The sequence below is a fragment of the Novosphingobium silvae genome (genome assembly GCF_009856825.1).
Lineage (GTDB): Bacteria > Pseudomonadota > Alphaproteobacteria > Sphingomonadales > Sphingomonadaceae > Novosphingobium > Novosphingobium silvae.
In genome coordinates, this window is sequence record NZ_WVTD01000004.1 from 204,615 (window position 1) to 227,505 (window position 22,891).

Below are 22,891 nucleotides of genomic sequence, written 5' to 3' on the forward strand. Positions count from 1 at the left end.
CGGCCCATTTTTTGCAGTGCAACGTGAAACCGAAACGTCATGTGGGGAATTCTGCGGTGGATACATTCATCTGCAGTTCACGGGGTGCACATGGCCTATTCGCCAAAATCGCATGACTTGCACCAGGACCGCGACGGCGCCGAAGTACGCTCGATCTTCGATGTCGTGCCGGCGGTAACGGCGCGCCCGATGCGTCTTGCGCTGGTTGGCAACTTCGCGCCGCGCAAGTGCGGGATCACCACTTTCACCACCGACATCTGCGAGAAGCTGCGCGCCCATCATCCCGAAGTCGCGGTCGAGGTCCATGCGCTCGACGATCCGCGCGCGCCGCTCGCTTATGAAGGCGTGGCCGGCACGATCGCCTGCGACGATCCGGAAGCCTACGCCGCCGCGGCCCGCCGCATCAACGAATCGGGTGTGGACGCCGTCTGGCTCCAGCACGAGTACGGCATCTTCGGCGGCGCGGACGGCGAGATGGTGCTGTCCTTCGTCGATCGGCTCGCCCCGCCGCTGGTGCTCACGCTTCATACGGTCCTGAGCGAACCTTCGGAGCGGCAGCGCGCGATCCTGCGCCATCTGGTGACGCGCGCCTCGCGCATCATGGTCATGTCGCGCCACTCGCGCGACCTGCTCGAGCACGAGTACGGCGCGCCCGCGCGCATCCTCGAGGTGATCGACCATGGCGCGCCAGACCGTCCGTTCGGCCGGCAGGACGAGTTCAAGGCCCGCCTTGGCCTCACCGGGCGCAAGGTGCTCATGACGTTTGGGCTCCTGGGTCCGGGCAAGGGGCTGGAGCATGCCATTCGGGCGCTTCCCGCCATCGTCGAGCGGCACCCCGAGGCGCTCTACCGGATCGTCGGCGCCACGCACCCCAATCTCGTCGCGCGCGACGGCGAGGCCTATCGCGACACGCTGGCGGCGTTGGCGCAGGAACTGGGCGTCGCGCGACATATCGCCTGGGACAACCGGTTTCTCGAAACCGACGAACTCCTCGACCAGCTCGAGGCCTGCGACATCTATCTCACGCCCTATCCGGGGCTTCAGCAGTCCACTTCGGGCACGCTGAGCTATGCGGTCGCACTGGGCAAGGCCGTCGTGTCGACGCCCTACGTCCACGCCCGCGAACTGCTGGGCCAGGGCGTGGGCAGCCTGATCGAGCCGCATTCCAGCGAGGCGATCGCCCGTGCGGTCAACGCGCTGCTCGACGATCCGGCCGAGATGGCGGCGATGCAGCGCCGCGCCTATGCGCGTGGCCGCGAGACGATCTGGCCGCGCTTCGCCGATGCGACTGCCCGCCTTGCCGTCGCCGCGCTGCCCGACAAGGCGGAAGCGCCGCCGCTCACCGCGACGCCGGGTCTCTCGGCCGTGCTGGCGATGAGCGACGGCACCGGGATGCTGCAGCACTCGGTCGGCGTGGTGCCCGATCGCCGCCACGGCTACTGCCTGGACGACAATGCCCGCGCACTCATGCTCATGAACCTGGCGCAGGGAATGCCCGCCGCTGAGCGGATGAAGTGGAGCCTCGTCTACGCCTCCTTCGTGCAGTCGGCCTGGAACCCCGATCTTCGCCGCTTCCGCAACTTCATGCGCTTCGACCGCAGCTGGTGCGAGGACGAGGGATCGGAGGATTCGAACGGACGGGCGGTCTGGGCACTGGGTCAGACTTACGAGTGCGCGCCCGACGAAGGCCTCGCCGCCTGGGGCCTCCATCTCTACGACGAAGTGCTGAAAGCGCTCGAACCGCTCAGCTCACCGCGCGCCATCGGCTTTGCCATGCTGGGCGCCTGTGCGGTCCTGCGCCGCGATCCGGGGCACGAGGCCTCGCGCAAGCTCGTGGAGCATGGCGGCGACTTCCTGATGCGCCTGCTCGGCGAAGGACGCCGCCCGGACTGGGCCTGGTTCGAGGCCGTCCTCGGCTACGACAATCCCCGCCTATCGCAGGCGCTGGTCGAGGCCGGGATGGCGCTCGGCCGCGAGGAATGGACCGGCGCGGGCTTGGAGACGCTGCAGTGGATCTGCGCGCAGCAGGTCTCGGCCAAGGGGCAGTTCCGCCCGATCGGCTCGGAAAGCTTCCACCGCGAGCACAGCTATCTGCCTTTCGACCAGCAGCCGCTCGAGGCACAGGCCGCGATAGAGGCGGCACTGTCCGCCTGGAACGCCACGAGCGGGGCCTTCTGGTTCGATCATGCCCTTGTCGCCTGGCGCTGGTTCTTCGGCGACAACGACCGGGGCGCCGTGCTCGCGGACATCGCGACAGGCCGCTGCCGCGACGGCGTGACGCCGCGCGGCGCCAATGCAAACTGCGGGGCCGAATCCTTACTGGCCTTCCAGTTGTCGCATTATGCGCTTATGAAGCTGGTCCACGAGCCGTCTACATCCACACCCCTGAACCGGGAAGGAGACTTGCTTGAACCGGCCCGAGAACGTCTGGTCTGAACCGCTACGCATCTTCGATACCCGCCTGCACGCCGACCCGTCGCGGGTGGTGCTGCGGCCCTTCCACCTGGGCTGGCAGGCGAAGAATGCTCCCGGCGGCCGGGCCCTGCGCCTCGTAGAGGACGTCGCCGCGCTCACCGAAGCGCGCGCGGCGCTCGAGTACGAGCGCGTGCTGCGTGATTTCAAGGAACGCCACTGGCAGACCGAACGCATCTTCGCCGACCGCTTCGCCGAAGTGGCCGAGAACATGTCGCTGGTGGCCGAGGACTATTCCGAGACGAAGCAGCGGCTGATCGGCTCGTACTTCTGCCACGAGTACACTTTCGCCGCCGCGGCGCTGATGAACCCGTCGATCGTCCCATCGCCCGACCAGTCGGGGATGCAGGACGGCTGCGTGCGTTTCATCATGTCGCTGCGCGCGGTGGGCGAAGGGCACATCAGCTCCATCGCGTTTCGCGAAGGCATCGCCGAGCCCGACGGGGAGTTCTGCCTCTGGCCGCAGGCCGCCTTCGCCACCTCGGTGGAGCTGGACGAGGAAGACCAGTTCGACGCGGACTGCAGCGTCTCGGTGCACCGCCACGTCGAATCGAGCCTGTCGAACACGGTCATCTTCCCCATCACCGAGCAGCAGCGAGGCGGGCTCGAAGACCTTCGCCTGGTCCGCTTCGACCATGGCGGCGGCGACTACGAGTGGATCGGCACCTACACCGCCTATTCGGGCAGCTCGATCCGCTCCGAGCTTCTTCGCACGCGCGACTTCCGCCAGTTCGACCTCGAGCCGATTCGCGGGGCCGCCGGGCGCAACAAGGGCATGGCGCTCTTCCCCGAGAAGATCGACGGCCGCTTCGCCATGGTGAGCCGGCAGGACGGGAAGAACCTCTTCCTCCTGTTCTCCGACAAGATCGACCAGTGGGACGACGAAGGCGTGCTGCTGATGGAGCCCAAGTTCCCCTGGGAGTTCATCCAGATCGGCAACTGCGGCAGCCCCATCCTCACCGACGAGGGCTGGCTTCTGTTCACGCACGGCGTGGGCGCCATGCGCAAGTATGCGCTGGGCTGCGCGCTGCTCGACCGCGACGATCCGAGCAAAGTGCTCGCCCGCACCACCGATCCCGTGCTCACGGCCGAGAACGCGGACCGTTCGGGCTATGTCCCCAACGTGATCTACACGTGCGGCGCGCTCAAGGTGGGAGAGCAGCTGCTGATCCCCTACGGCATCTCCGATAGCACTGTGGGTTTCGCCACCTGCAGGATCCAGTCGCTGCTGGACATGATGGAATAAGGGACGGGCGCCATGAACCTGATCGAACGGCTGGCGCTCGGCGTCCCGGTTATCCAGGCGCCGATGGCGGGAACGAGTACGTCGCTGATGGCGGCGGAAGTCTCCAACGCTGGCGCGCTCGGATCCATCGCCGTAGGCGCGACCGACGCCGCCGGCGCGCGCGAGATGATCGCGCAGGTTCGCGCCCGAACCACCCGGCCGTTCAACGTCAACCTCTTCGTCCATGCCGCGCCGGTAGCCGATCCGGAACGCGAGGCGGGATGGACGGACTGGCTGCGCTCGCTCTTCGTCGAGTTCGGGGCAGAGCCGCCGCAGGCGCTGCAGTCGCCCTACCGCAGCTTCGTCGACGACGAGGAGATGCTGGCGCTGCTGGTGGAACAGGCTCCGCCCGTGGTCAGCTTCCATTTCGGACTTCCGCCCGCCGAAGCGATCACGGCGCTGAAGGAACGCGGCGTGCTGCTGCTTGCCACGGCCACCAGCCTCGAGGAAGCGCAGCGGGCGGCCGCCGCCGGGATCGACGCCGTCGTGGCGCAGGGGATCGAGGCGGGCGGCCATCGCGGCACGTTCGATCCCGCCGCGCCCGACGATGCGCTGACCACCATGGCGCTGACCCGGCTGCTGGCGCGCGACGGCCTGCTGCCCGTGATCGCAGCGGGAGGCATCATGGACGGGGCAGGCATCGCCGCCGCGCTCGATCTTGGCGCCGTCGCCGCGCAGATGGGCACCGCTTTCGTCGGCTGTCCAGAATCCGATGCCGACGAGGCTTACCGGACGGCGCTGGCAGGCCCTGCCGCCTGGCATACTGTGCTGACGCCGCTGGTCTCGGGACGTCCGGCGCGGGCGCTCGCCAACCGGTTCACCGCGCTGGCCGCGCAGCAGGGAGACCGGCGGCCCCCGGACTATCCCATCGCCTATCACGCCGGAAAGGCGCTCAACACCGCCGCGAAGGCGCGGGGCGAGCATGGCTTCGGCGCACAATGGGCAGGACAGGGCGCGCCGCTTGCGCGAAGCCTGCCTGCGGCCGTGCTGGTCGAGACGCTGAAGGCAGAGCTAGACGCCACGCGCCGCGCAGCCTTGACTATGCGAACCATTTAGGTTATACGCCGCAGCATCGATTGCGATCCTTGGATCACGATCGAACAAGCGGCGGGCCGGGAGCGTGTAGCTGACGCTTTCCCTCTCCCGGCGCGGTCGGCGCTTCGGTCGTGGACACCGGAACAGCCACACCAGGATGCGTGGACGAAGATGAGGGTATGCCCTTAGGGAAGACGGCATGGGATGCGAGCCCTGCCCGTCACCCCCGCGCACCGCACGGGCTCGGCCATCGGGAGTTCTTCATAGCCTCTCCCGTGGCCCTCGGCAACAAAAGGCGTGAAACCGGCAGCCCTTGCGTGATGCCCGCAAGGAACCTCCAGCGCCGACCGCCTTGCCGTCCGCTGAACTTCTCCCCCCTCCGGGGTTACCCCGCACTCGCCAGCGGGCGATGAGGCGTGCCTGCGGGCCCGCCCTCTTTTTACGAGTGCGGGCCGACCTCGCTTATCCGTGTGCGCCGAACTCGTTGGCCAGCGCCGTGGTGATCCTGAGGCTGAGGCCATAGGACCGGGCGATCGGCTCGATGAAATCCTTGTGGATTCCGGCATAGCCCGTCGCGCTTGAGTCCGGATAGTCGCTCGGCGCGTCCACCGCGAAATCTCCGATCGAGGGGAAGTGGATGGGAAAGGCGCGCCGCAGCTGGGCCAGGCCATCCTCCACCCGAAGCGTGAAGAACATCTCCAGCACGTCGTCGCGGCTGATGTCGTTGGCGCGGCTGAACGAAGGCGTCATCACGGCGCGCAGGAACATATGCTGGAACAGCGCGATGCGCAGCGCCTGCAGCACACCGAGGCTGCGGCGGGTATGCTCGCGGTCCTTCAGCGGCGCCTCGTCCGGGATAAGGTCGAGCAGGCGGTGCAGTTTCAGCGCATCCACCCTGAGGCGCGAGGCAAGCCGCCGGTAGACACCGGTGCGATCGTCCTTGGTCAGGTACTCGGCCAGCTTGAGGCAGGCATCGGCGATGTTCTCCTCCCCGCCGCGATAGGGGCGGCTTGCCCAGTAGGCGGAGTTGAACAGCTCGCCATAGGCCGAGACCGTCTTGATCGAGGCCAGCGCATTCGCAGCGCGCGCCAGTCGCACGATCTGCGCCCCGCGCGCACTTTCGCGCAGCAAGGCGGCGATCTCCTCGCGGTTGCCGTCCGCCGCCGTGCCGATCCCCGCGATCACGTTCACCGGATATCCCAGCTGCTGCAGGATCGCGTTATGCGGGATCGCGCGGATCTGCCTCAGGTTCATCGTGCGGTCGGAGGCGAGGTCTGACTGGCGGCGCGACTTGCGGCTGCCGGTGTCGTTGAGCAGGCCAAGGCCGAAGGCGGTGATCGCCCGGCTGTAGGTCGAGCTTTCGAGATGCGCGTGCTGGACCGAGCGGATCGCGCGGTAGAAGTCGAGGCTGAGGTCGGTGCGCCGGTAGAACGGATCGGTCGGCGCATTGACGTCGGCCTGCCAGAGCGGGCGTTCCATCATCCGCGTGAGCGTGGCGAGCGCCAGCTCCGGCGAGCCGAACCAGAGATACCCGTCGCCGCCCTGGAAGCTCACTTCGGGTTCCAGGCGGATGCCCGCGCGCAGGAACCGGCGCCGGGCCCAGGGCGACATCTGCCAGTCGAAGCGGTCGTCGATGGACGAAGGATGGCACCCGCGCCCCATTGATTCGCCGCCGGTGTTGAAGATCAGCGCCGACACGTCGGCAAGGCCGTTGGCGGCCATGGCTTCGGCCAGGCGCCCCTGCAGGCGCTCGATGGCGAGCGCTGCCGACACCTGCCCCACGAAGCGGCCCGCGTCCGAGAAGCCGGTCTGGATGGAGACGCGGCCCCGGCGGCGCGCATAGTCGCGGTAGGCGGGCTCGGCCAGCACGGCATCGAGGAAGCGGCCGCCGTGCTCCAGCGCGGTCTCGGTCTCGAACAGGGGCGATACGTCGACCTTGTCGTCGATCCCGAACATCCGCGCGAAATAGAGCGCGGCGAGCACCGTGGTCGGCTCCTCGCATTCGGCCACCAGCATCCGGATCGGGCTGTCGGCGTCGATGTGGCCAAGGATCTGCGCCATGGCGAGGAACTGGCGCACCGCCGTCGAGTTCTCGATTGCCAGCGCCGCGAAGTTGGAGCGAAGCGGCTTCACTTCGGCCAGCAGTTCGCGCATGCGCACCAGCGCCGCCTGGCTGGCGAGGGAGAGCTTGCCGTCGGGATCGATGCGGCGGCGGATCGCATTCTGCAGCTGCGAGGCGTTGAGGCGGAAATGGACCCAGCCCATGCCAAGCCCGTCCGCCCGCATCGCGGCGGCCACGACGAGGAGGGCGCGCGCCTGTTCCTGGTCGGCATGACGCGCATCGTCTTCCAGCCGGGCGATCACGCCCTCCAGGCTGACGAGCTTGTCCGGGTGCGCGGCGGTGAGGCCGTTCGCGGCAGCCGAGAGAGCCTCGGGATCGGCGAGATCCTGGTTGAAGGCGCTCGCCACCTCGGCCGTATGCGCCTGCGCGCGCGAAAGCTGCGCGGCGACTTCGGGAGCGACCCCGTCGAGGCTTGCCGCATAGCTCGCCAGCCGCTCGGCCTTTTCCAGCAGGCGGTATCGGATCGAGGTGGACCACGAGATGTCCGTGCGCCCGTCCATGTCGTAGCCGACCCAGTGCGCGAAGCGCACGGGCATCGGGTTCAGCCCCTTCCAGCGCTTGGGCCAGCGGGCGGCGGCAAGGTCGAGCAGGCGACCGACGATCCGGTCGCGCGCCTGCTGCCCGCGCGCGATGGCGGCCATCGCGGCTTCGTGCTCGTAGTCGAGAGTGATGGTGTCGCGCGCCGGGGAGGCGGCGCAGACCGAGGCTTCGCTGAAGTCGCCGTTCGAGGCCGAGACGGTGACCGCCTCGCTCTGCGCGGCGGTGAGCAGGAAGGTCGGGTGCGCGGTGAAGACCACATGCGCTGCAGGGCGCTGCCAGCGCGAGGCGAAGGCACCGAAGTCGTCGTCCGCCACGGTCGCCCGGGCAGCGGCGTCGATCAGCGCGTCGTTATCCGCCAGCGGCACGGCGCCGAGGATGCGGTCGAGCCGGGCGGCACGGGCGCGCAGCCCTTCGCACTCCATCTCGGCGACGAGGGCCTCGATGTCGTCGAGCCCCATCGTGCCGTTCTCCAGCGCCCGCGACAGTTCCAGTCCGAGCTGGAAGACGGGGTTGAACAGCGGTGTCTCGGCGGTGAGCTTGTGCAGCTCGCGCAGCCTTGCTTCGAGCGCGTCCACCGATCCGAGCGCGGCCTCTCCCCCCGCGCCCATCAGCGGGCGAGGCCCGATGCGAGCCGCGCCGCCGCCTCGATCGCAGCGACATCGGGCTTGCCCTTAGGTACCATCCAGCTCCCGCCGACGCACAGCACGGCATCGAGGGCCAGCCACTCCGGAGCGTTCCCGGGCGTAACGCCGCCGGTTGGGCAGAACTTGGCCCTCGAAAGCGGGGCCGAGATCGCCTTCAGCGCGGGCGGCCCACCGGCGGCCATGGCAGGGAAGAACTTCAGCCGGTCGAACCCGCATTCCAGCGCGAACATGACGTCGCTGGCATTGGCGGTGCCGGGCAGGAAGGGCACCTGCGCCTTGTAGGCGGCCTCGGCCAGCATCGGGGTGAGGCCGGGCGAGACGATGAACTCGGCGCCCGCATCGATCGAGCGCTTGAGGTCGTCGGGCGAGAGCACCGTGCCCGCGCCCACTACGGCGCCGGGAACCTGCTTCATCACCTTGATCGCCTCGATCGCGCATTCCGTGCGCAGCGTCACCTCGAGCGCGGGAAGGCCGCCCGCGACGAGAGCCTCCGCGATGGGGAGCGCATGCTCGATATCCTCGATCACCAGCACCGGGATGACCGGCGCCAGCAACATGACCTTTTCCACTCCGGCGGAGAGGGGGGCTTCAGAGATGGTGCTCAATTCAGGTGCTCCCTTGCGAATGCCGCCGCGGCTCCGAACAGGCCGGGCTGCGGATGGATTATGAGTTTGACGGGCATGGCGGCCATCAGGTTGGCGAAACGGCCCTTGGCGCGGAACCGCTCGGCAAAGCCAGAGGACTTGATCGTCTCGCGGATGCGGTAGCCGAGCCCTCCGGCGATCACGACGCCGCTCGCGCCGTGCGCCAGTGCATAGTCGCCCGCCGCCGCGCCGAGCGCGAGGCAGAACCGGTCGACCGCGGCAACGGCGAGGCTGTCCTCCCCGGCCGCGGCTGCCGTCCAGATCTCGACGTCGCTCATTTCGTGGATGGCCTTGTGCTCCATCGCCGCGAGCGTCGCGTAGATGTCGACGATGCCCGGGCCCGAGACCACGCGCTCCACCGAGACGCGGTTGTGGCGGCGGCGCAGGCGGGCGAGGATGGCATCCTCGATGAGGTCGAGCGGAGCATAGTCTATATGGCCGCCCTCCGTCGCCTGCACGTGGTAGCCGCGCGCCGGATCGCGCCAAAGATGCGCCACGCCAAGGCCGGTGCCCGGGCCCAGGACGCTGAGCGTTCCCGAGGCGGGCAGCGGCTCTTCCGGGCCGGTGAGATGGAGGAAGTCGCTCTCGTCCGCGCGCGCCACGGCATGGGCGACCGCGGCGAAGTCGTTGACGATGGTCTGGCGGCTTGGGCCCAGCATCTCCTGAATGCGGGCAGGGCGCAGGATCCAGGGGTTGTTGGTGAACTTGATCACCTCGCCGCCCACCGGCCCCGCCACCGCGAAGGACACCGCATCGGGCAGGATGCCGCCGTTCATGTCGCGAAAGGCCTGCCATGCCAGCTGGAAGCTGCCGTGGTCCCGGGTGTGGAGCGTCGCGGGTTCGCCCAGCACGATCGTGCCATCCGCGCCGATCGTGGCAATGGCAAAGCGCGCGTGAGTGCCGCCGATGTCGACGGCGACGATGTCGGTGGCCATCAGGCGCTCCTTCGCAGAGTTGGGGTGGCGGGCAGGGGCGGGCAGACCTGCGCGCAGAAGGCTGCGATCACAGGCCCGCGACCTCCAGCATCGAGGATCCGCCCTGCTCGGCGCCGCCGGCGTTCAGGCGGAACATCGCGAAAAGCTCGCGGCCCATGCCCTGCGCGGGCGCAGGGGTGGGGGCAGGTTCGCGCCCCGACAGGTCGGCGGTGGTGGAAAGGGTGCCGTCCTCGGCCGAGAGGCGGACCACGTCGCCATCGCGAAGGTAGGCGAGCGGCCCTCCGCCCAGGGCCTCGGGAGTGACGTGGATCGCCGCCGGGACCTTGCCCGAAGCGCCCGACATGCGTCCATCGGTGACCAGCGCCACCTTGTAGCCGCGATCCTGCAGCACGCCGAGCGGCGGGGTCAGCTTGTGAAGCTCCGGCATGCCGTTGGCCCGCGGGCCCTGGAAGCGCACTACGACCACGACGTCGCGGTCCAGCTCGCCCGCCTTGAAGGCCTGCGCCACGCCTTCCTGCGTATCGAACACGCGGCAGGGCGCCTCGATGGTCCAGCGCTCCTGGTCGACGGCGCTGGTCTTGAAAGTGCCTCGCCCGAGATTGCCCTGGACGAGCCGCATGCCGCCATCGGGAAGGAAGGGCTTGGAGACGGGGCGCAGCATCGCATCGTCGCCGCTGGTGGCCGGGACCGGGGTCCAGGCGAGAACATCGTCCACCAGCACGGGTTCGTCGGCATAGGCCGACATGCCGCCTTCCGCGATCGTCAGGATGTCGCCATGGGCAAGGCCCGCGCCGAGCAGTTCGCGTACCACCCATGCCATGCCGCCGGCCGCGTGGAAGTGGTTCACGTCGCCTGATCCGTTGGGATAGACGCGGGTGATCAGCGGGACCACGGACGAGAGTTCGTCGAAATCCTCCCAATCGATGATGATGCCGCCCGCGCGCGCCATGGCGGGCAGGTGGATGGCATGGTTGGTCGATCCTCCCGTCGCCAGCAGGCCGGCGATGGCGTTGACGATCGCCTTCTCGTTCACGACCTGCGCCATGGGGCGATAGTCCTCGCCCTTGCGCGTGATCGCCGCGAGCCGCTGGGTCGCGGCGCGGGTCAGGGCCTGGCGCAGCGGGGTGTTCGGGGTGACGAAGGCGGCGTTGGGCACGTGCAGGCCCATCATCTCCATCATCATCTGGTTGGAATTGGCCGTGCCGTAGAAGGTGCAGGTGCCGGGCGCGTGATAGCTCGCGCTTTCGCTCGCCAGCAGTTCCTCGCGGCCGACCTTGCCCTCGGCATAGAGCTGGCGGACCTTCTGCTTCTCCTTGTTGGAGATGCCGGTCGGCATGGGTCCGGCCGGCACGAACACGGCCGGAAGGTGCCCGAAGCGCATGGCGCCCATGAACAGCCCGGGCACGATCTTGTCGCAGATGCCGAGCATGGCCATGCCGTCGAACATCGCGTGGCTGAGCGCGACCGCGGTGGAAAGCGCGATCACGTCGCGGCTGAAGAGCGAGAGCTCCATGCCGTCGAAGCCCTGCGTCACACCGTCGCACATCGCCGGCACGCCGCCCGCGACTTGCGCCGTCGCGCCCACTTCACGGGCGAAGAGCTTCATCTGCTCGGGGTAGCGGCCATAGGGCTGGTGGGCGCTGAGCATGTCGTTGTAGGCCGTGACGATGCCCAGGTTGATGGCCCGGCCAGAGGCGATCGCGGGCTTGTCCTCGCCCGAGGCCGCGAAACCGTGGGCAAGGTTGGAGCAGGACAGGAAGCTGCGGTCGGAATGGCGGTCCGCCTCGCGCGCGACCATGTCGAGGTAGCGCTGGCGGCTGGGGCGGGAACGCTCGACGACACGCTGCGTCACGCGCTCGACCACGGGGTTGAGGTTGGTCATGGTTGTAACTCCTGGTCTGTTCTCGTGGCCGCCCGCAAGTCGCCGCCGCGGTCATTGCCCGCAGTATGCGGGGCTCGCGGCGGAAATCCGGAGCGGCCGTTCCCGGGCCAAGGCCCGCGGCAGCCTCACTCGTGCCAAGTGACGCCGTCGCGCTCGGCAAGCGCGATGGCGGCCGATGGCCCCCAGCTTCCGGAGGTGTAAGTCTTCGGCTCCTGCTGCTGTTCCTCCCAGCCAGCACGGATCGCATCGATCCAGTCCCACTGCGCTTCCACTTCGTCGCGCCGGACGAACAGCGTCTGGTCTCCCTCGACGAGATCGAGGAGCAGGCGCTCGTAGGCGATGCGCCGCTGCGGACCGGCAAAGGCGTCCGGCATGGTGATCGCCAGAGGCACCGAGCGCAGGCCCACGCCGTTGCGGTCGAGCCCGGGCACCTTGGCCATCAGCGAAAGCGTGATGTTCTCTTCCGGCTGGATGCCGATGACGAGCCGGTTCGGCACCGTCTTCGCGCCCCGGCCCTGGAAGATCGAATGCGGGACATTACGGAACTGGACGACGATCTCGGTCGTCCGCTTGGGCAGGCGCTTGCCGGTGCGCAGGTAGAAGGGCACGCCCTGCCAGCGCCAGTTGTCGATGTGGGCTTTGATGGCGACGAAGGTCTCGGTGTCGGAGTCCTTGCCAAGCTCCTCGTCGTAGCCCGGCACGGCCTGGCCGCCGATCGCGCCGGCGCGGTACTGGCCGGTGACGGTCTGCGCGGGGGAGACCTTGCGCAGCGAGCGCAGGACCTTGACCTTCTCGTCGCGCACGTTGGTGGCATCGTAGGAGACCGGCGGCTCCATTGCCACGAGCGCAAGCAGCTGGAGCATGTGGTTCTGCACCATGTCCCGCAGCGCGCCCGAATCGTCGTAGTAGGCGACGCGCGATTCGAGGCCGACCGTCTCGGCCACGGTGATCTGCACATGATCGATATGCGCCGCGTTCCACAGCGGCTCGAACATGAGGTTGGCGAAGCGCAGCGCCAGCAGGTTCTGGACCGTTTCCTTGCCGAGGTAATGGTCGATCCGGTAGATCCGGTCTTCCGGGAAGGCGTGGGCCACGGCGTCGTTGATGACCTTGCTCGAGGCGAGGTCGATGCCGAGCGGCTTTTCCAGGCCGATGCGCACGTTGGGGCCCGCAAGGCCGCTTTTCTCGAGGCCGTGGATAGTCGCCTCGAACAGGCTGGGCGCGGTCGAGAGGAAGATCGAGAGGCCTTCCTGCGGCGTGCCGACCTTGGCCGCGAGCGCCTGGAAGCTGTCGATGTCGTTGGCGTCGAGCGGCTGGTAGCTCAGCCGGTTGAGGAACTGGGCCATGCTGCCGCGCCGAGGGGCGGGCAGGAACTGCTCCAACGCCTCGCGCGCGAAATTGCGAAAGCCCTGGTCGTCCATGTCCGAACGGGCGGTGCCGATGATCTGGATGCGCGGATCGAGCAGGCCTTCCGCGTCGAGCGCGCAAAGCGAGGGGATCAGCATTCTGCGAGAGAGATCGCCTGTGGCGCCGAAGAGGAGCAGGCGATCGGAAGTGAATTGAGTCACGGATACCTTTCCACCGGACGGCGGCGCTCCTCCTCGCCGACGTGATGTACCATGTTCTGGCGGCTCCGGACGGATGATCCACCCGGGGCCACGCGGCCTGCGCCCGTTCATCGACGCATCGCCACGCAGGTGCAGCATAGCAAGGGCTTTCCGGGGGCGCTAGGCGGCAATCGGGCCGCGGGCATGTTTTCCAAAGCCGGCGACCTGTCCGCGGCCATGGAAATGTCATTTTCACGGCCTCTGAATACGAATGTTGCAACAAGACTGTAGTCAAAGCATGTCACGCGCGCTGGATCGCGGCGTCGATCCGCTGCATGGAGCCGCGGCGATGGGAGAAGACCAGGCATGAGCATCGAGGGCGTCCACCTCCTCGAACATCTCCAGACCCCGGCCATGATGGTGTCGCGCGGGCAGGTCCGGTTCGCCAACTCGGCGGCGAAGGCGCTGCTGGGCGCGCACGTCGTCGGGCAGGACGTGCGCATCGCCATCCGCGATCCGCGCGCCGTCGCCGCGATCCTGAGCGAGAATGGCGGCTCCGCGCGGGTGAAGGGCCTGTCGACCGGGGGGTCGATGTGGGAAGTAGACTGCAAGGTCGCCGGGCCGAACGAGCGGATCGTCAGCCTCTACGACCTGTCCGAGCGGGTGAGCGTCGCAAAGTCGCACGCGGACTTCGTCGCCAATGCCAGCCACGAACTTCGAACGCCCCTCGCCAATGTCATCGGGTATTGCGAGACGCTGATGAACCCCAAGGCCGGAGGCGACGAGGCGCTGCGGACGCGTTTCCTGGGCACGATCCGCCACGAGGCGCAGCGCATGCAGGCGCTCATCTCTGACCTCATGTCGCTCTCGCGCATCGAAGCCGTGAAGCACGAGGCTCCGTCCGAGAGTATCGACATGGTTGCTCTCGCCCACGAGGTCGCCGGCGAGTTCCGGGGCGGGACCCCGGTGTCCGTCCGCGCGAACTGCGGCGAGGCGGTCGTGGCCGGTGATCGCGGACAGCTCTCGCAGGTCCTGCGCAACCTCATCGACAACTCCCGCAAGTACGCGAAGGCCGACGGCCCGGTGGAGGTCTCGGTCGAAGCGGCGCGCACCGGATGGGTCCTCGTCACCGTGCGGGACGAGGGGGACGGCATCCCGCCCGAACACCTCCCGCGCGTAACCGAGCGCTTCTACCGCGCCGACACCAGTCGCAGCCGGGCGGCGGGCGGCACTGGCCTCGGGCTGTCGATCGTCAAGCACATCGTCGAACGGCACCGCGGCCGCTTCGACATCGACAGCCGCCAGGGTGTCGGCACGACGGCTTCGCTGATGCTGCCCCTGCGCGAGGAGAGCTGAGCAGGCCGATCCGGGATGAGTGTCATCGAAATGTAATCTGGCAGTCATATCGGCGTCACCGAAACGACGCGAATCCTCCCTCGCGCACGTGTAGGAATCGGCATCGATGCGTAGACACCACTCCTCGGCTCTGGCGCTCGCCGCCGCGCTTTGCTGGACCGCTCCGGCGGTGGCGCAGTCCGAGGCGGCGAGAGCCTCGGTGACGCAGGACGATCTGGCCGCGATGCGCGCGCAGATGGAAGCCATGGCCAAGCGCATCTCCTCGCTCGAGGCGCAGCTCGCCCAGGCGCAAGAAGGAGGGGCGCAAGAAGGACAGGCGCAAGAAGGACAGGCTGGCGGGCAGCCGGCAAGCCCGCAACTGGCCGCCACGCAGCCCTCGCAGTCATCCCAGGCGGCGCCGGGCTCGGGGTCTGGCCAGAGGCCTGCTGCAGGGCCCACGGTGGCAGCGGCGCCTCCGCCTTCCGCTGGCGCAAGCGGCGCATCGGTCGGCGCGAAAGTCGCCAAGGCGGCCAGCGCGATCAAGATCCGCGGCTACACGCAGCTGCGCGTCAACGAAATCGTCTCGGGCGACAAGACCGCGCCGGACGGGCAGTCCCGCCTGCGCTCGGTGCAGGATGGCAGCATCGGCTCGGACACCAACTTCTTCATTCGCCGCGCGCGCATCGTCCTGCAGGGCGACCTCGGCCACGGCGTGTCGTTCTACCTGCAGCCGGACTTCGCCAGCGCGGTAAACAGCCAGTCCGCCGGTGAGCGGCGCGACAACTTCGTCCAGCTGCGCGACGCCTACGTCGATGTCGCGCTCGACAAGGCGGAGCGGTTCAAGCTGCGCTTCGGGCAGTCCAAGGTGCCGTTCGGGTGGGAGAACCTGCAGTCCTCGTCGAACCGCGTGCCGCTGGACCGTACGGACGCGATCAACAGCGCCGTGCCCAGCGAGCGCGATCTCGGCATCATCGCCTACTACACGCCTGCCCGGGTCCAGGAGATCTGGGACGAGCTGGAAGAGAAGGACCAGAAGCTCTTCGGCAACTATGGCGCCTTCGCGTTCGGTGTCTTCAACGGGCAGGGCGTCAACCGGCAGGAGCGCAACGACAGCCTGATGGCCGTTGTCATGGGCACCTGGCCGATGCGGCTCGACGGGATCGGCCTTGACGGGCAGGTGCTCGAGATCGGCGGCTCCCTGCTCTACAACAAGGTCCGTCCCGAGATCCGCAGCGGCGGCGTCAGCGACGGGAACTTCAAGGAAAAGCGCGCCGTCGTCCACGCGATTCTCTATCCCCAGCCCTTCGGTATCCAGACCGAATGGACGTTCGGACGGGCTCCCGTCTACGACACCGCCATCGAGGCGATCGAGATCGACGATGCCACCGGCGGCTACGTGATGGCCATGTACCGCGTGCCGGACTTCGGCGCCGGCCGCGTCATTCCCTATGTCCGCTGGGAACGCTACAAGGGGGGCTGGAAAGGTGCGCTCAACGTGCCTCGCCTCGACACGAACGACATCGAACTCGGCGTCGAGTGGACGCCGGTCAAGCCTCTCGAGTTCACGTTCGCCTATGCCCGCATGAAGCGCGCCGAGGCCGACGAGCGCCGCGCCGGTATTGCCGAAGGCGATGTGCTGCGCGCACAGCTCCAGTGGAATTACTGAGGATTTCCGCAAGCTTTCCGGCGACACGGGCGCGTCCGTCACGTATCTGACGCAAAAGTGTCACCGAAGGCCAATAGGGGCAACCCTAGATAACGCCCAAAGGGGTTTTTCATGCGTTCGACCAAGACCATCATCTTCGCCGCTGCATCCGTCCTCGCGCTTGGTGCCTGCGGAGGGCCCGGCGGCGGCTCCGGTTCCGGTGCGCGCGACTTCGTTCGCGGTGTGGGCTCTTCCACCGTCTATCCATTCGCCACGGCGGTTTCCGAGGCCTATGCCAAGGCGAGCGGCGCGAAGTCGCCGGTGATCGAGGCGACCGGAACCGGCGCGGGCATGAAGCTGTTTTGCGCCGGTGTCGGCGCGCAGCACCCCGACATCGAGAACGCTTCGCGCCGGATGAAGAAGTCCGAGTACGACGAATGCCAGAAGAACGGCGTGAAGGAGATCGTCGAGATCCAGGTCGGCATCGACGGCATCGCCTTCGCCGAAGCCAGGAACGGGCCGGGCTTCGGCCTGACGCCGCTCGACGTCTACAAGGCGCTGGCGGCCAATCCCTTCGGCAAGCCCAACACCGCCAAGACCTGGAAGGACGTCAATCCTTCCCTCCCGGCAGAGCCGATCCTGGTCTACGGGCCGCCTTCCACCTCGGGTACGCGCGACGCGCTCAAGGAACTGATCCTGGAGGCCGGCTGCAAGACCGACGCCGCGACCGCCGCGCTCAAGGACAGCGACAAGGACAAGTACGAGGCCACCTGCCACAACATCCGCGAGGATGGTCCCTATGTCGATGCGGGCGAGAACGACAACCTGATCGTCCAGAAGATCTCGCAGAACCCCAAGGCGATCGGCATCTTCGGCTTCTCGTTCCTGGAAGAGAACCCCGACAGCCTGAAGGGCATCACCATGTCGGGCATCCAGCCCACGTACCAGACCATTTCGGACTACACCTATCCCGGCGCGCGTCCGCTCTACATCTACGTCAAGAAGCAGCACCTCGCTCCGATCAAGAGCCTGCAGGGCTATGTCGCGGAGTGGGCGAAGTCGTGGGGCGCCGACGGCCTGCTGCAGAAGAAGGGCATGGTCATCGCGCCAGAGGACGTGCGCGCGAAGAACGCGGACATCGTCGCCAAGATGACCCCTCTCGATCCGGCCGGCCTGAAGTAAGCTCATTTCGGTGCTTCGCCGCAGTGGCCCGGCTGGTATAGGGCGTTCCCGCAATGGCGGGGGCGACGAGCGCCAGGGGCCCGGCGGCGCTGCATCAAACGCAAGGAAAGGGCCGATGGGCCAGTCATGATACTCACCGGAGTTCTCCTGGCCGTACTGGGCCTGGGCCTCGTCGGCTGGTTCGCGGCCCGCGCCCGGGCCCGGCTGCTGTACAAGGGCCGTGGGTCGATGCATTCGATGCCCACGTACCACGGCTGGCACATGGCGCTGTGGATCCTCGTGCCCGCGCTTCTCGCTTGGGGCGTGTGGCAGGCGATCATGCCCGGGCTGGTGAACGGGGCGGTCTTCGCCGATCCCGCCGCGGCCACTCTTCCGACCGACCCGATGACGCTGGGCGCGGTCATGTCCGAGGCCTACAACCTCGCCGCCGATCCCTCGGCCGCCGCCTTCAACCCCGAGGCGCAGGCGATGGTGGAGCCGATCCGCGCTGCGCAGACGCGCTTCGGCCTGATCGGCGCCGCGCTGGTCCTCGTCGTCGCCATCGCCGGCGGCGGCTACGGCTTCACCCGCATCCGCCCCGATTTCCGCGCCCGCACGCAAGTGGAGCGCGCGGTCCTGGCCGTGCTGCTGATCGCCTCGCTGATGGCGATCCTCACGACATTCGGCATCGTCGCCTCGCTCCTGTTCGAGGCCGGGCTGTTCTTCAAGGACGTCTCTCCCATCGCGTTCCTCACCGGCACCCACTGGTCGCCGGCGAGCACGTCCGGCACCGACATCTCGGACAACTTCGGCGCGGTGCCGCTGTTCTGGGGCACGATCTACATCGGCGCGATCATCGCCATGATCGTCGCGATCCCGCTCGGCCTTATGAGCGCGATCTACCTGACGCAGTACGCCGCGCCCGCCGCCCGCAAGTGGCTGAAGCCCATGCTCGAGATCCTCGCGGGCATCCCGACCGTCGTTTACGGCTACTTCGCCGCGCTGACGGTGGCGCCGCTGATCCGCGATTTCGCCGCCGGCATCGGCATGGAAAACCCCTCGACCGAAAGCGCGCTGGCCGCGGGCCTTGTCATGGGCGTGATGATCATCCCGTTCGTCTCCTCCATGGCGGACGATGCGCTTGCCGCGGTGCCGCGCGCGATGAGCGACGGATCGCTCGCGCTCGGATCGACCCGTTCGGAAACGATCAAGAAGGTGCTGCTTCCGGCCGCGCTGCCCGGCATCGTCGCGGGCGTGATGCTGGCGATCAGCCGCGCCATCGGCGAGACGATGATCGTCGTCATGGCCGCAGGCGCTGCCGCGCGCCTCTCGGCCAATCCGTTCGACACGATGACCACGGTCACCTACCAGATCGTCCAGATGCTGACCGGCGACCAGGAGTTCAACAGCCCCAAGACGCTGTCGGCCTTCGCGTTGGGACTGGTGCTCTTCGTCGTCACTCTCATCCTCAACATCGTCGCCCTGCGCGTCGTGAAGCGGTTCCGCGAAGCCTATGAGTAAGTCCGACTGGAATTCGCCCGAGGCGGTGAAGCGCCTCGCGAAGCGGCACGCGGCCGAGCGGCGGTTCAAGGCGATCGGCCTTGGCGCTATCGTGCTGAGCCTCGCTTTCCTGGCCCTGCTGCTGTTCATCATGCTGCGCAACGGGCTGGGCGGGCTCGACTGGACCTTCCTGTCCGGCTCTGATTCGACGGACGCCAGCGTGGCGGGCGTGTGGGGCGCGGCCAAGGGCTCGCTGCTGACTATGCTCGTAACGCTCCTCATCAGCTTTCCGATGGGCGTGCTGGCCGCCATCTACCTCGAGGAGTTCGCGCCGCGGAAGCGCTGGATCGAGTGGGTGGAAGTATCGATCAACAACCTCGCTGCCGTGCCTTCGATCATCTTCGGTCTGCTGGGCCTCGCGGTCTTCATCAACACGCTGAACATGCCGCGCTCCTCCCCGCTGGTGGGCGGCCTCACGCTGGCGCTGATGACGATGCCGGTGATCGTGATCTCGGGCCGCAACGCCATCAAGGCTGTGCCGCCCTCGATCCGCGAGGCGGCCTACGGCATCGGGGCAAGCAAGGTGCAGACCACGTTCCACCACGTCCTGCCGCTCGCGCTGCCGGGCATCCTCACCGGCACCATCATCGGCATGGCCCGTGCGCTGGGTGAAACCGCGCCGCTCCTGATGATCGGCATGCGCGCCTTCATCGCCACCCCGCCCGACAGCCTGACCGCACCGTCGAGCGTGCTGCCGATGCAGATCTTCCTGTGGTCCGACGAGATCGACAAGGCTTTCGTTCAGAACACTTCCGCCGCCATCATCGTGCTGCTGGTCTTCCTGCTCGCCATGAATGGTATTGCGATCTACCTTCGCAACAAATTCGAAGTCCGCTGGTAGGGACATGACAGAAACCAAGCTCACAGCCCGCAACGTCGACGTCTTCTACGGACAGAAGAAGGCGATCAACGACGTCTCGATCGATATCGACAACGGACTCGTCACCGCTTTCATCGGCCCTTCGGGCTGCGGAAAGTCGACGTTCCTGCGCACGCTCAACCGGATGAACGACACGATCGCGGGGGCCCGCGTCGACGGGCAGATCCTGCTCGACGGGGAGGACATCTACGCCGCTTCCATGGATGCGGTTGCCCTGCGCGCGCGGGTCGGCATGGTGTTCCAGAAGCCGAACCCGTTCCCCAAGTCGATCTACGAGAACATCGCCTATGGGCCCCGCATCCACGGGCTCGCCGCTTCCAAGGCGGACATGGACCGGATCGTCGAGAGCGCGCTGACCAAGGCGGGCCTCTGGGAAGAGGTCAAGGATCGTCTCACCGATGCCGGCACCGCGCTTTCGGGCGGCCAGCAGCAGCGCCTGTGCATCGCGCGCGCCATCGCCGTCAGCCCCGAGGTCATCCTCATGGACGAGCCGTGCTCGGCGCTGGACCCGATCGCCACCGCGCGCATCGAGGAGCTTATCGACGAGCTGAAGGAAAGCTTCGCGATCGTCATCGTCACGCACTCGATGCAGCAGGCGGCCCGCGTTTCGCAGCGCACGGCGTTCTTCCACCTCGGCAGCCTGGTGGAATATGGCGAGACCGACCAGATCTTCACCAATCCGCGCGAGACGCGCACCAAGGACTACATCACCGGCCGCTACGGCTGAGCCGGGACGTCGCTTTATTTCGCATTTTCCGAGCCGCCAGGCGATGCGCCTGCCTTGAAAATGCTCTGACAGGGAAAACGCCATGGTCGATCATACCGTCAAGGCCTTCGACAGCGAGATCGGACAGCTTCGCGGCCTTGTCGCCGAGATGGGCGGGCTGGCCGAAGTCGCCATCCGCGATGCCATCACCGCGCTCGTCCACCACGACGAGGAACTGGCCGCGCAGGTCGTCGCGGCCGATGCCCGCCTCGACGCGCTGGAGGCAGAGGTGGACCGGCTCGCCGTGCGCACCATCGCCTTGCGCGCGCCGATGGCGGACGATCTTCGCGATGTGATCGCCGCGCTCAAGATCTCGGGCGTGATCGAGCGCATCGGCGACTATGCCAAGAACATCGCCAAGCGGGTAAACGCGCTGGAAGGCCGCACCAAGATCGATCCGGTGACGCTCGTGCCCACCATGGCCGAGATCGCCGAGAGCATGGTGCGCGACGTCCTCAACGCCTACGGCTCGCGCGATGCGACGCTGGCAGTGGAAGTCATCCGCCGCGACGAGAAGCTGGACCAGTTCTACAACACGCTGTTCCGCTCGCTGCTGACCCACATGATGGAAAATCCGGCGACGATCACCAGCGCCGCCCAGCTGCTTTTCATCGCCCGCAACCTCGAGCGCATCGGCGACCATGCGACAAACGTCGCCGAAATGGTCTACTACGCCGCGACGGGCGAGTATTGTACCGAGCGCGATTCCCACACGGACGACATCTCGGGGCCGATCGCATGATGGCCTCGGTCCTGGTCGTCGAAGACGACGCGGCGCTGTGCGAGCTGCTCACCTGGAACCTTTCCGCCGAAGGCTATGACGTGCGCTCCACCGCCGATGGCGAGGAAGCGCTGGTCATGGTGCGCGAACAGATGCCCGATGCCATCGTGCTCGACTGGATGATCGAGCAGGTGCCCGGGATCGAAGTCTGCCGCCAGCTGCGCAAGGACAAGGAAACCGCCTCGATCCCGATCATCATGGTGACGGCGCGCGGCGAGGAGGAGGACATGATCCGCGGCCTCAAGACCGGCGCCGACGACTATGTGACCAAGCCTTTCTCCCCGCGCGAGCTGATGGCCCGCATCGAGGCGCTGCTTCGCCGCTCGCGCCCTTCGCTCGCCGGCAACGTGCTGCAGTGGGGCGATATCGAGCTCGACGCGACCAGCCACCGGGTGCGCCGTTCGGGCGAGGCGCTGCACCTCGGGCCCACCGAGTTCCGCCTCCTGCGCTACTTCATGGAGCGGCCTAACCGGGTCGTCTCGCGCCAGCAGATCCTGGACGGCGTCTGGGGCATGGACTCCGACATCGACGAGCGCACGGTCGACGTGCACATCCGGCGCCTGCGCAAGGCGATCAACCGCGATGGTGACACCGATCCCATCCGCACGGTCCGCGCGGCGGGCTATGCGATGGATGTCGCGTAACCGCCAGGGGCACGCTTCAACACCCGTCGGGGTGACGGTTGCGCGCCCCCCCGCCCTTCGTTCGCAGGCTCCGGTGCAGCAATTCACTCCGGTGATGCGGCCTGGGCTTCCGGCGGAGCGCGTCCTCGCATATGCGGAGGGCTTGGCCGGAAAGGTGTTTCCGGCATTCTGCGAGGGATCGAGCAGTGAGGGACGTTTGAGCGCGAAGGTGCGGAAGGACGGCAGCGGTGCCGAGGCCGAGCGGCGTGGTGGGTCGCCCCAGTCGGTCACACGCGTGATCCGTCTTCTCGAAGCCTTGTGCGCCAGCAGCGACCCCGTTTCGCTGGCCGACCTTAGTCGCCGTCTTGCGACGCCAAAGAGCAGCTTGGCCGCGCTTTTGCGTGGGTTGGCCGATGAGCATATCGTGACCGCCGCCGAGGGCGCATGGCGTCTGGGGCCGGGCGCTTTCGGCCTTGGCAGTGCGTTGAGCGAGGCGCGGCGTCGCCTGCACAGTTCAGACCTCGTGCGCGAAGGGATGCGGCGCCTGGCCGAACGCAGCGGCGAGACGGTGCTGCTGGCGATCGGCGATCCCGAGGGCGACTGGGTGACATATGTCGACCTTGTCGAGAGCCGCAACGTCGTGCGGTATTCGGTCTCGATCGGTGACCGGCGGCCCTTCTACGCGACAGCCGGCGGACGGGCGCTTCTTTCCGCTCATCCGCCCGCCGAGGTGAAGGCTTACCTCCGGCGGATCGCACCGCAGCCGCTGGTCGCCACGACCGAGGTCGATACCGCTGCTCTGGTCGCCGCGATCGAGCAGGCGCGGCTGGAAGGCTATGCGCAGACCGTGGATCAGGCGGCGGAGGGGGTAACCGGGACGGCGGCGATCGTGCGCGACGCACCGGGGCGGGTCGTTGGCGCGCTCGTTATTGCGGCGCCCAGCGCCCGTGCGCAGGACCGGTTGGGGGAGTTGGCGAGCCTCGTTCTGGAGGAAGCCGAGGTGATCTCGCGATGCCTGGGTTTCCGCTGAGGCT

17 protein-coding genes are annotated in these 22,891 nt (G+C 67.7%); 12 read left to right on the forward strand and 5 right to left on the reverse strand.

The window, feature by feature from the left end:
• Positions 1 to 90: 90 nt before the first annotated feature.
• The 3 genes from GR702_RS07575 to GR702_RS07585 are packed head-to-tail and all read left to right on the forward strand — an operon-like array spanning position 91 to position 4,813.
• A complete protein-coding gene (locus GR702_RS07575) occupies positions 91 to 2,436 on the forward strand; it encodes a glycosyltransferase family 4 protein (protein ID WP_160985361.1) in 2,346 nt (781 codons plus the stop codon).
• Entirely contained in the window at positions 2,408 to 3,718 is a 1,311-nt protein-coding gene (locus tag GR702_RS07580; RefSeq protein WP_160985362.1) for a glycoside hydrolase family 130 protein, read from the forward strand. Before GR702_RS07575 ends, GR702_RS07580 begins: the two co-directional genes overlap by 29 nt.
• A 12-nt stretch (positions 3,719 to 3,730) precedes the next feature.
• On the forward strand, positions 3,731 to 4,813 hold the full coding sequence (locus tag GR702_RS07585) for an NAD(P)H-dependent flavin oxidoreductase (RefSeq protein ID WP_160985363.1): 1,083 nt from the start codon (positions 3,731 to 3,733) through the stop codon (positions 4,811 to 4,813).
• A 441-nt stretch (positions 4,814 to 5,254) separates the two neighbouring features.
• Here GR702_RS07585 and GR702_RS07590 read toward each other — a convergent pair whose 3' ends face one another.
• The 5 genes from GR702_RS07590 to zwf form a co-directional block, all read right to left on the reverse strand.
• Positions 5,255 to 8,062, reverse strand: coding sequence for a phosphoenolpyruvate carboxylase (locus GR702_RS07590; RefSeq protein WP_160985364.1), 2,808 nt, complete (start codon positions 8,060 to 8,062; stop codon positions 5,255 to 5,257).
• Positions 8,062 to 8,655 (reverse strand): bifunctional 4-hydroxy-2-oxoglutarate aldolase/2-dehydro-3-deoxy-phosphogluconate aldolase, encoded by a 594-nt coding sequence (gene eda, locus GR702_RS07595; protein ID WP_160985476.1) that lies wholly within the window; start codon positions 8,653 to 8,655, stop codon positions 8,062 to 8,064. Before eda ends, GR702_RS07590 begins: the two co-directional genes overlap by 1 nt.
• Positions 8,656 to 8,699: 44 nt before the next feature.
• A complete protein-coding gene (gene glk / locus GR702_RS07600) occupies positions 8,700 to 9,677 on the reverse strand; it encodes a glucokinase (protein ID WP_160985365.1) in 978 nt (325 codons plus the stop codon).
• 67 nt (positions 9,678 to 9,744) lie between these two features.
• The gene (gene edd / locus GR702_RS07605; RefSeq protein ID WP_160985366.1) at positions 9,745 to 11,559 is read right to left on the reverse strand and encodes a phosphogluconate dehydratase; all 1,815 of its coding nucleotides are present in this window, start codon (positions 11,557 to 11,559) and stop codon (positions 9,745 to 9,747) included.
• A 125-nt stretch (positions 11,560 to 11,684) separates the two neighbouring features.
• Positions 11,685 to 13,127, reverse strand: a complete 1,443-nt coding sequence (gene zwf, locus GR702_RS07610) for a glucose-6-phosphate dehydrogenase (protein ID WP_160985367.1) — start codon at positions 13,125 to 13,127, stop codon at positions 11,685 to 11,687.
• 345 nt (positions 13,128 to 13,472) lie between these two features.
• Here zwf and GR702_RS07615 point away from each other — a divergent pair, with 345 nt between their 5' ends.
• The 9 genes from GR702_RS07615 to GR702_RS07655 all read left to right on the forward strand — a co-directional run bounded on the left by GR702_RS07615 (position 13,473) and on the right by GR702_RS07655 (position 22,887).
• On the forward strand, positions 13,473 to 14,462 hold the full coding sequence (locus GR702_RS07615; RefSeq protein WP_160985368.1) for a sensor histidine kinase: 990 nt from the start codon (positions 13,473 to 13,475) through the stop codon (positions 14,460 to 14,462).
• A 106-nt stretch (positions 14,463 to 14,568) separates the two neighbouring features.
• On the forward strand, positions 14,569 to 16,107 hold the full coding sequence (locus GR702_RS07620) for a porin (protein ID WP_160985369.1): 1,539 nt from the start codon (positions 14,569 to 14,571) through the stop codon (positions 16,105 to 16,107).
• A gap of 111 nt (positions 16,108 to 16,218) precedes the next feature.
• Positions 16,219 to 17,268, forward strand: coding sequence for a substrate-binding domain-containing protein (locus GR702_RS07625; RefSeq protein WP_160985370.1), 1,050 nt, complete (start codon positions 16,219 to 16,221; stop codon positions 17,266 to 17,268).
• 126 nt (positions 17,269 to 17,394) lie between these two features.
• A complete protein-coding gene (gene pstC / locus GR702_RS07630; RefSeq protein WP_160985371.1) occupies positions 17,395 to 18,768 on the forward strand; it encodes a phosphate ABC transporter permease subunit PstC in 1,374 nt (457 codons plus the stop codon).
• Entirely contained in the window at positions 18,761 to 19,648 is an 888-nt protein-coding gene (pstA, locus tag GR702_RS07635; RefSeq protein WP_160985372.1) for a phosphate ABC transporter permease PstA, read from the forward strand. Before pstC ends, pstA begins: the two co-directional genes overlap by 8 nt.
• A gap of 4 nt (positions 19,649 to 19,652) precedes the next feature.
• Entirely contained in the window at positions 19,653 to 20,414 is a 762-nt protein-coding gene (gene pstB, locus GR702_RS07640; protein WP_237449602.1) for a phosphate ABC transporter ATP-binding protein PstB, read from the forward strand.
• An 82-nt stretch (positions 20,415 to 20,496) separates the two neighbouring features.
• Positions 20,497 to 21,195: a phosphate signaling complex protein PhoU gene (gene phoU, locus GR702_RS07645; protein WP_160985374.1), complete on the forward strand. Its 699-nt coding sequence runs from the start codon at positions 20,497 to 20,499 to the stop codon at positions 21,193 to 21,195.
• The gene (gene phoB, locus GR702_RS07650; protein WP_160985375.1) at positions 21,192 to 21,878 is read left to right on the forward strand and encodes a phosphate regulon transcriptional regulator PhoB; all 687 of its coding nucleotides are present in this window, start codon (positions 21,192 to 21,194) and stop codon (positions 21,876 to 21,878) included. Before phoU ends, phoB begins: the two co-directional genes overlap by 4 nt.
• A 196-nt stretch (positions 21,879 to 22,074) precedes the next feature.
• A complete protein-coding gene (locus GR702_RS07655) occupies positions 22,075 to 22,887 on the forward strand; it encodes an IclR family transcriptional regulator (RefSeq protein ID WP_237449603.1) in 813 nt (270 codons plus the stop codon).
• The last annotated feature ends 4 nt before the right edge of the window (positions 22,888 to 22,891 follow it).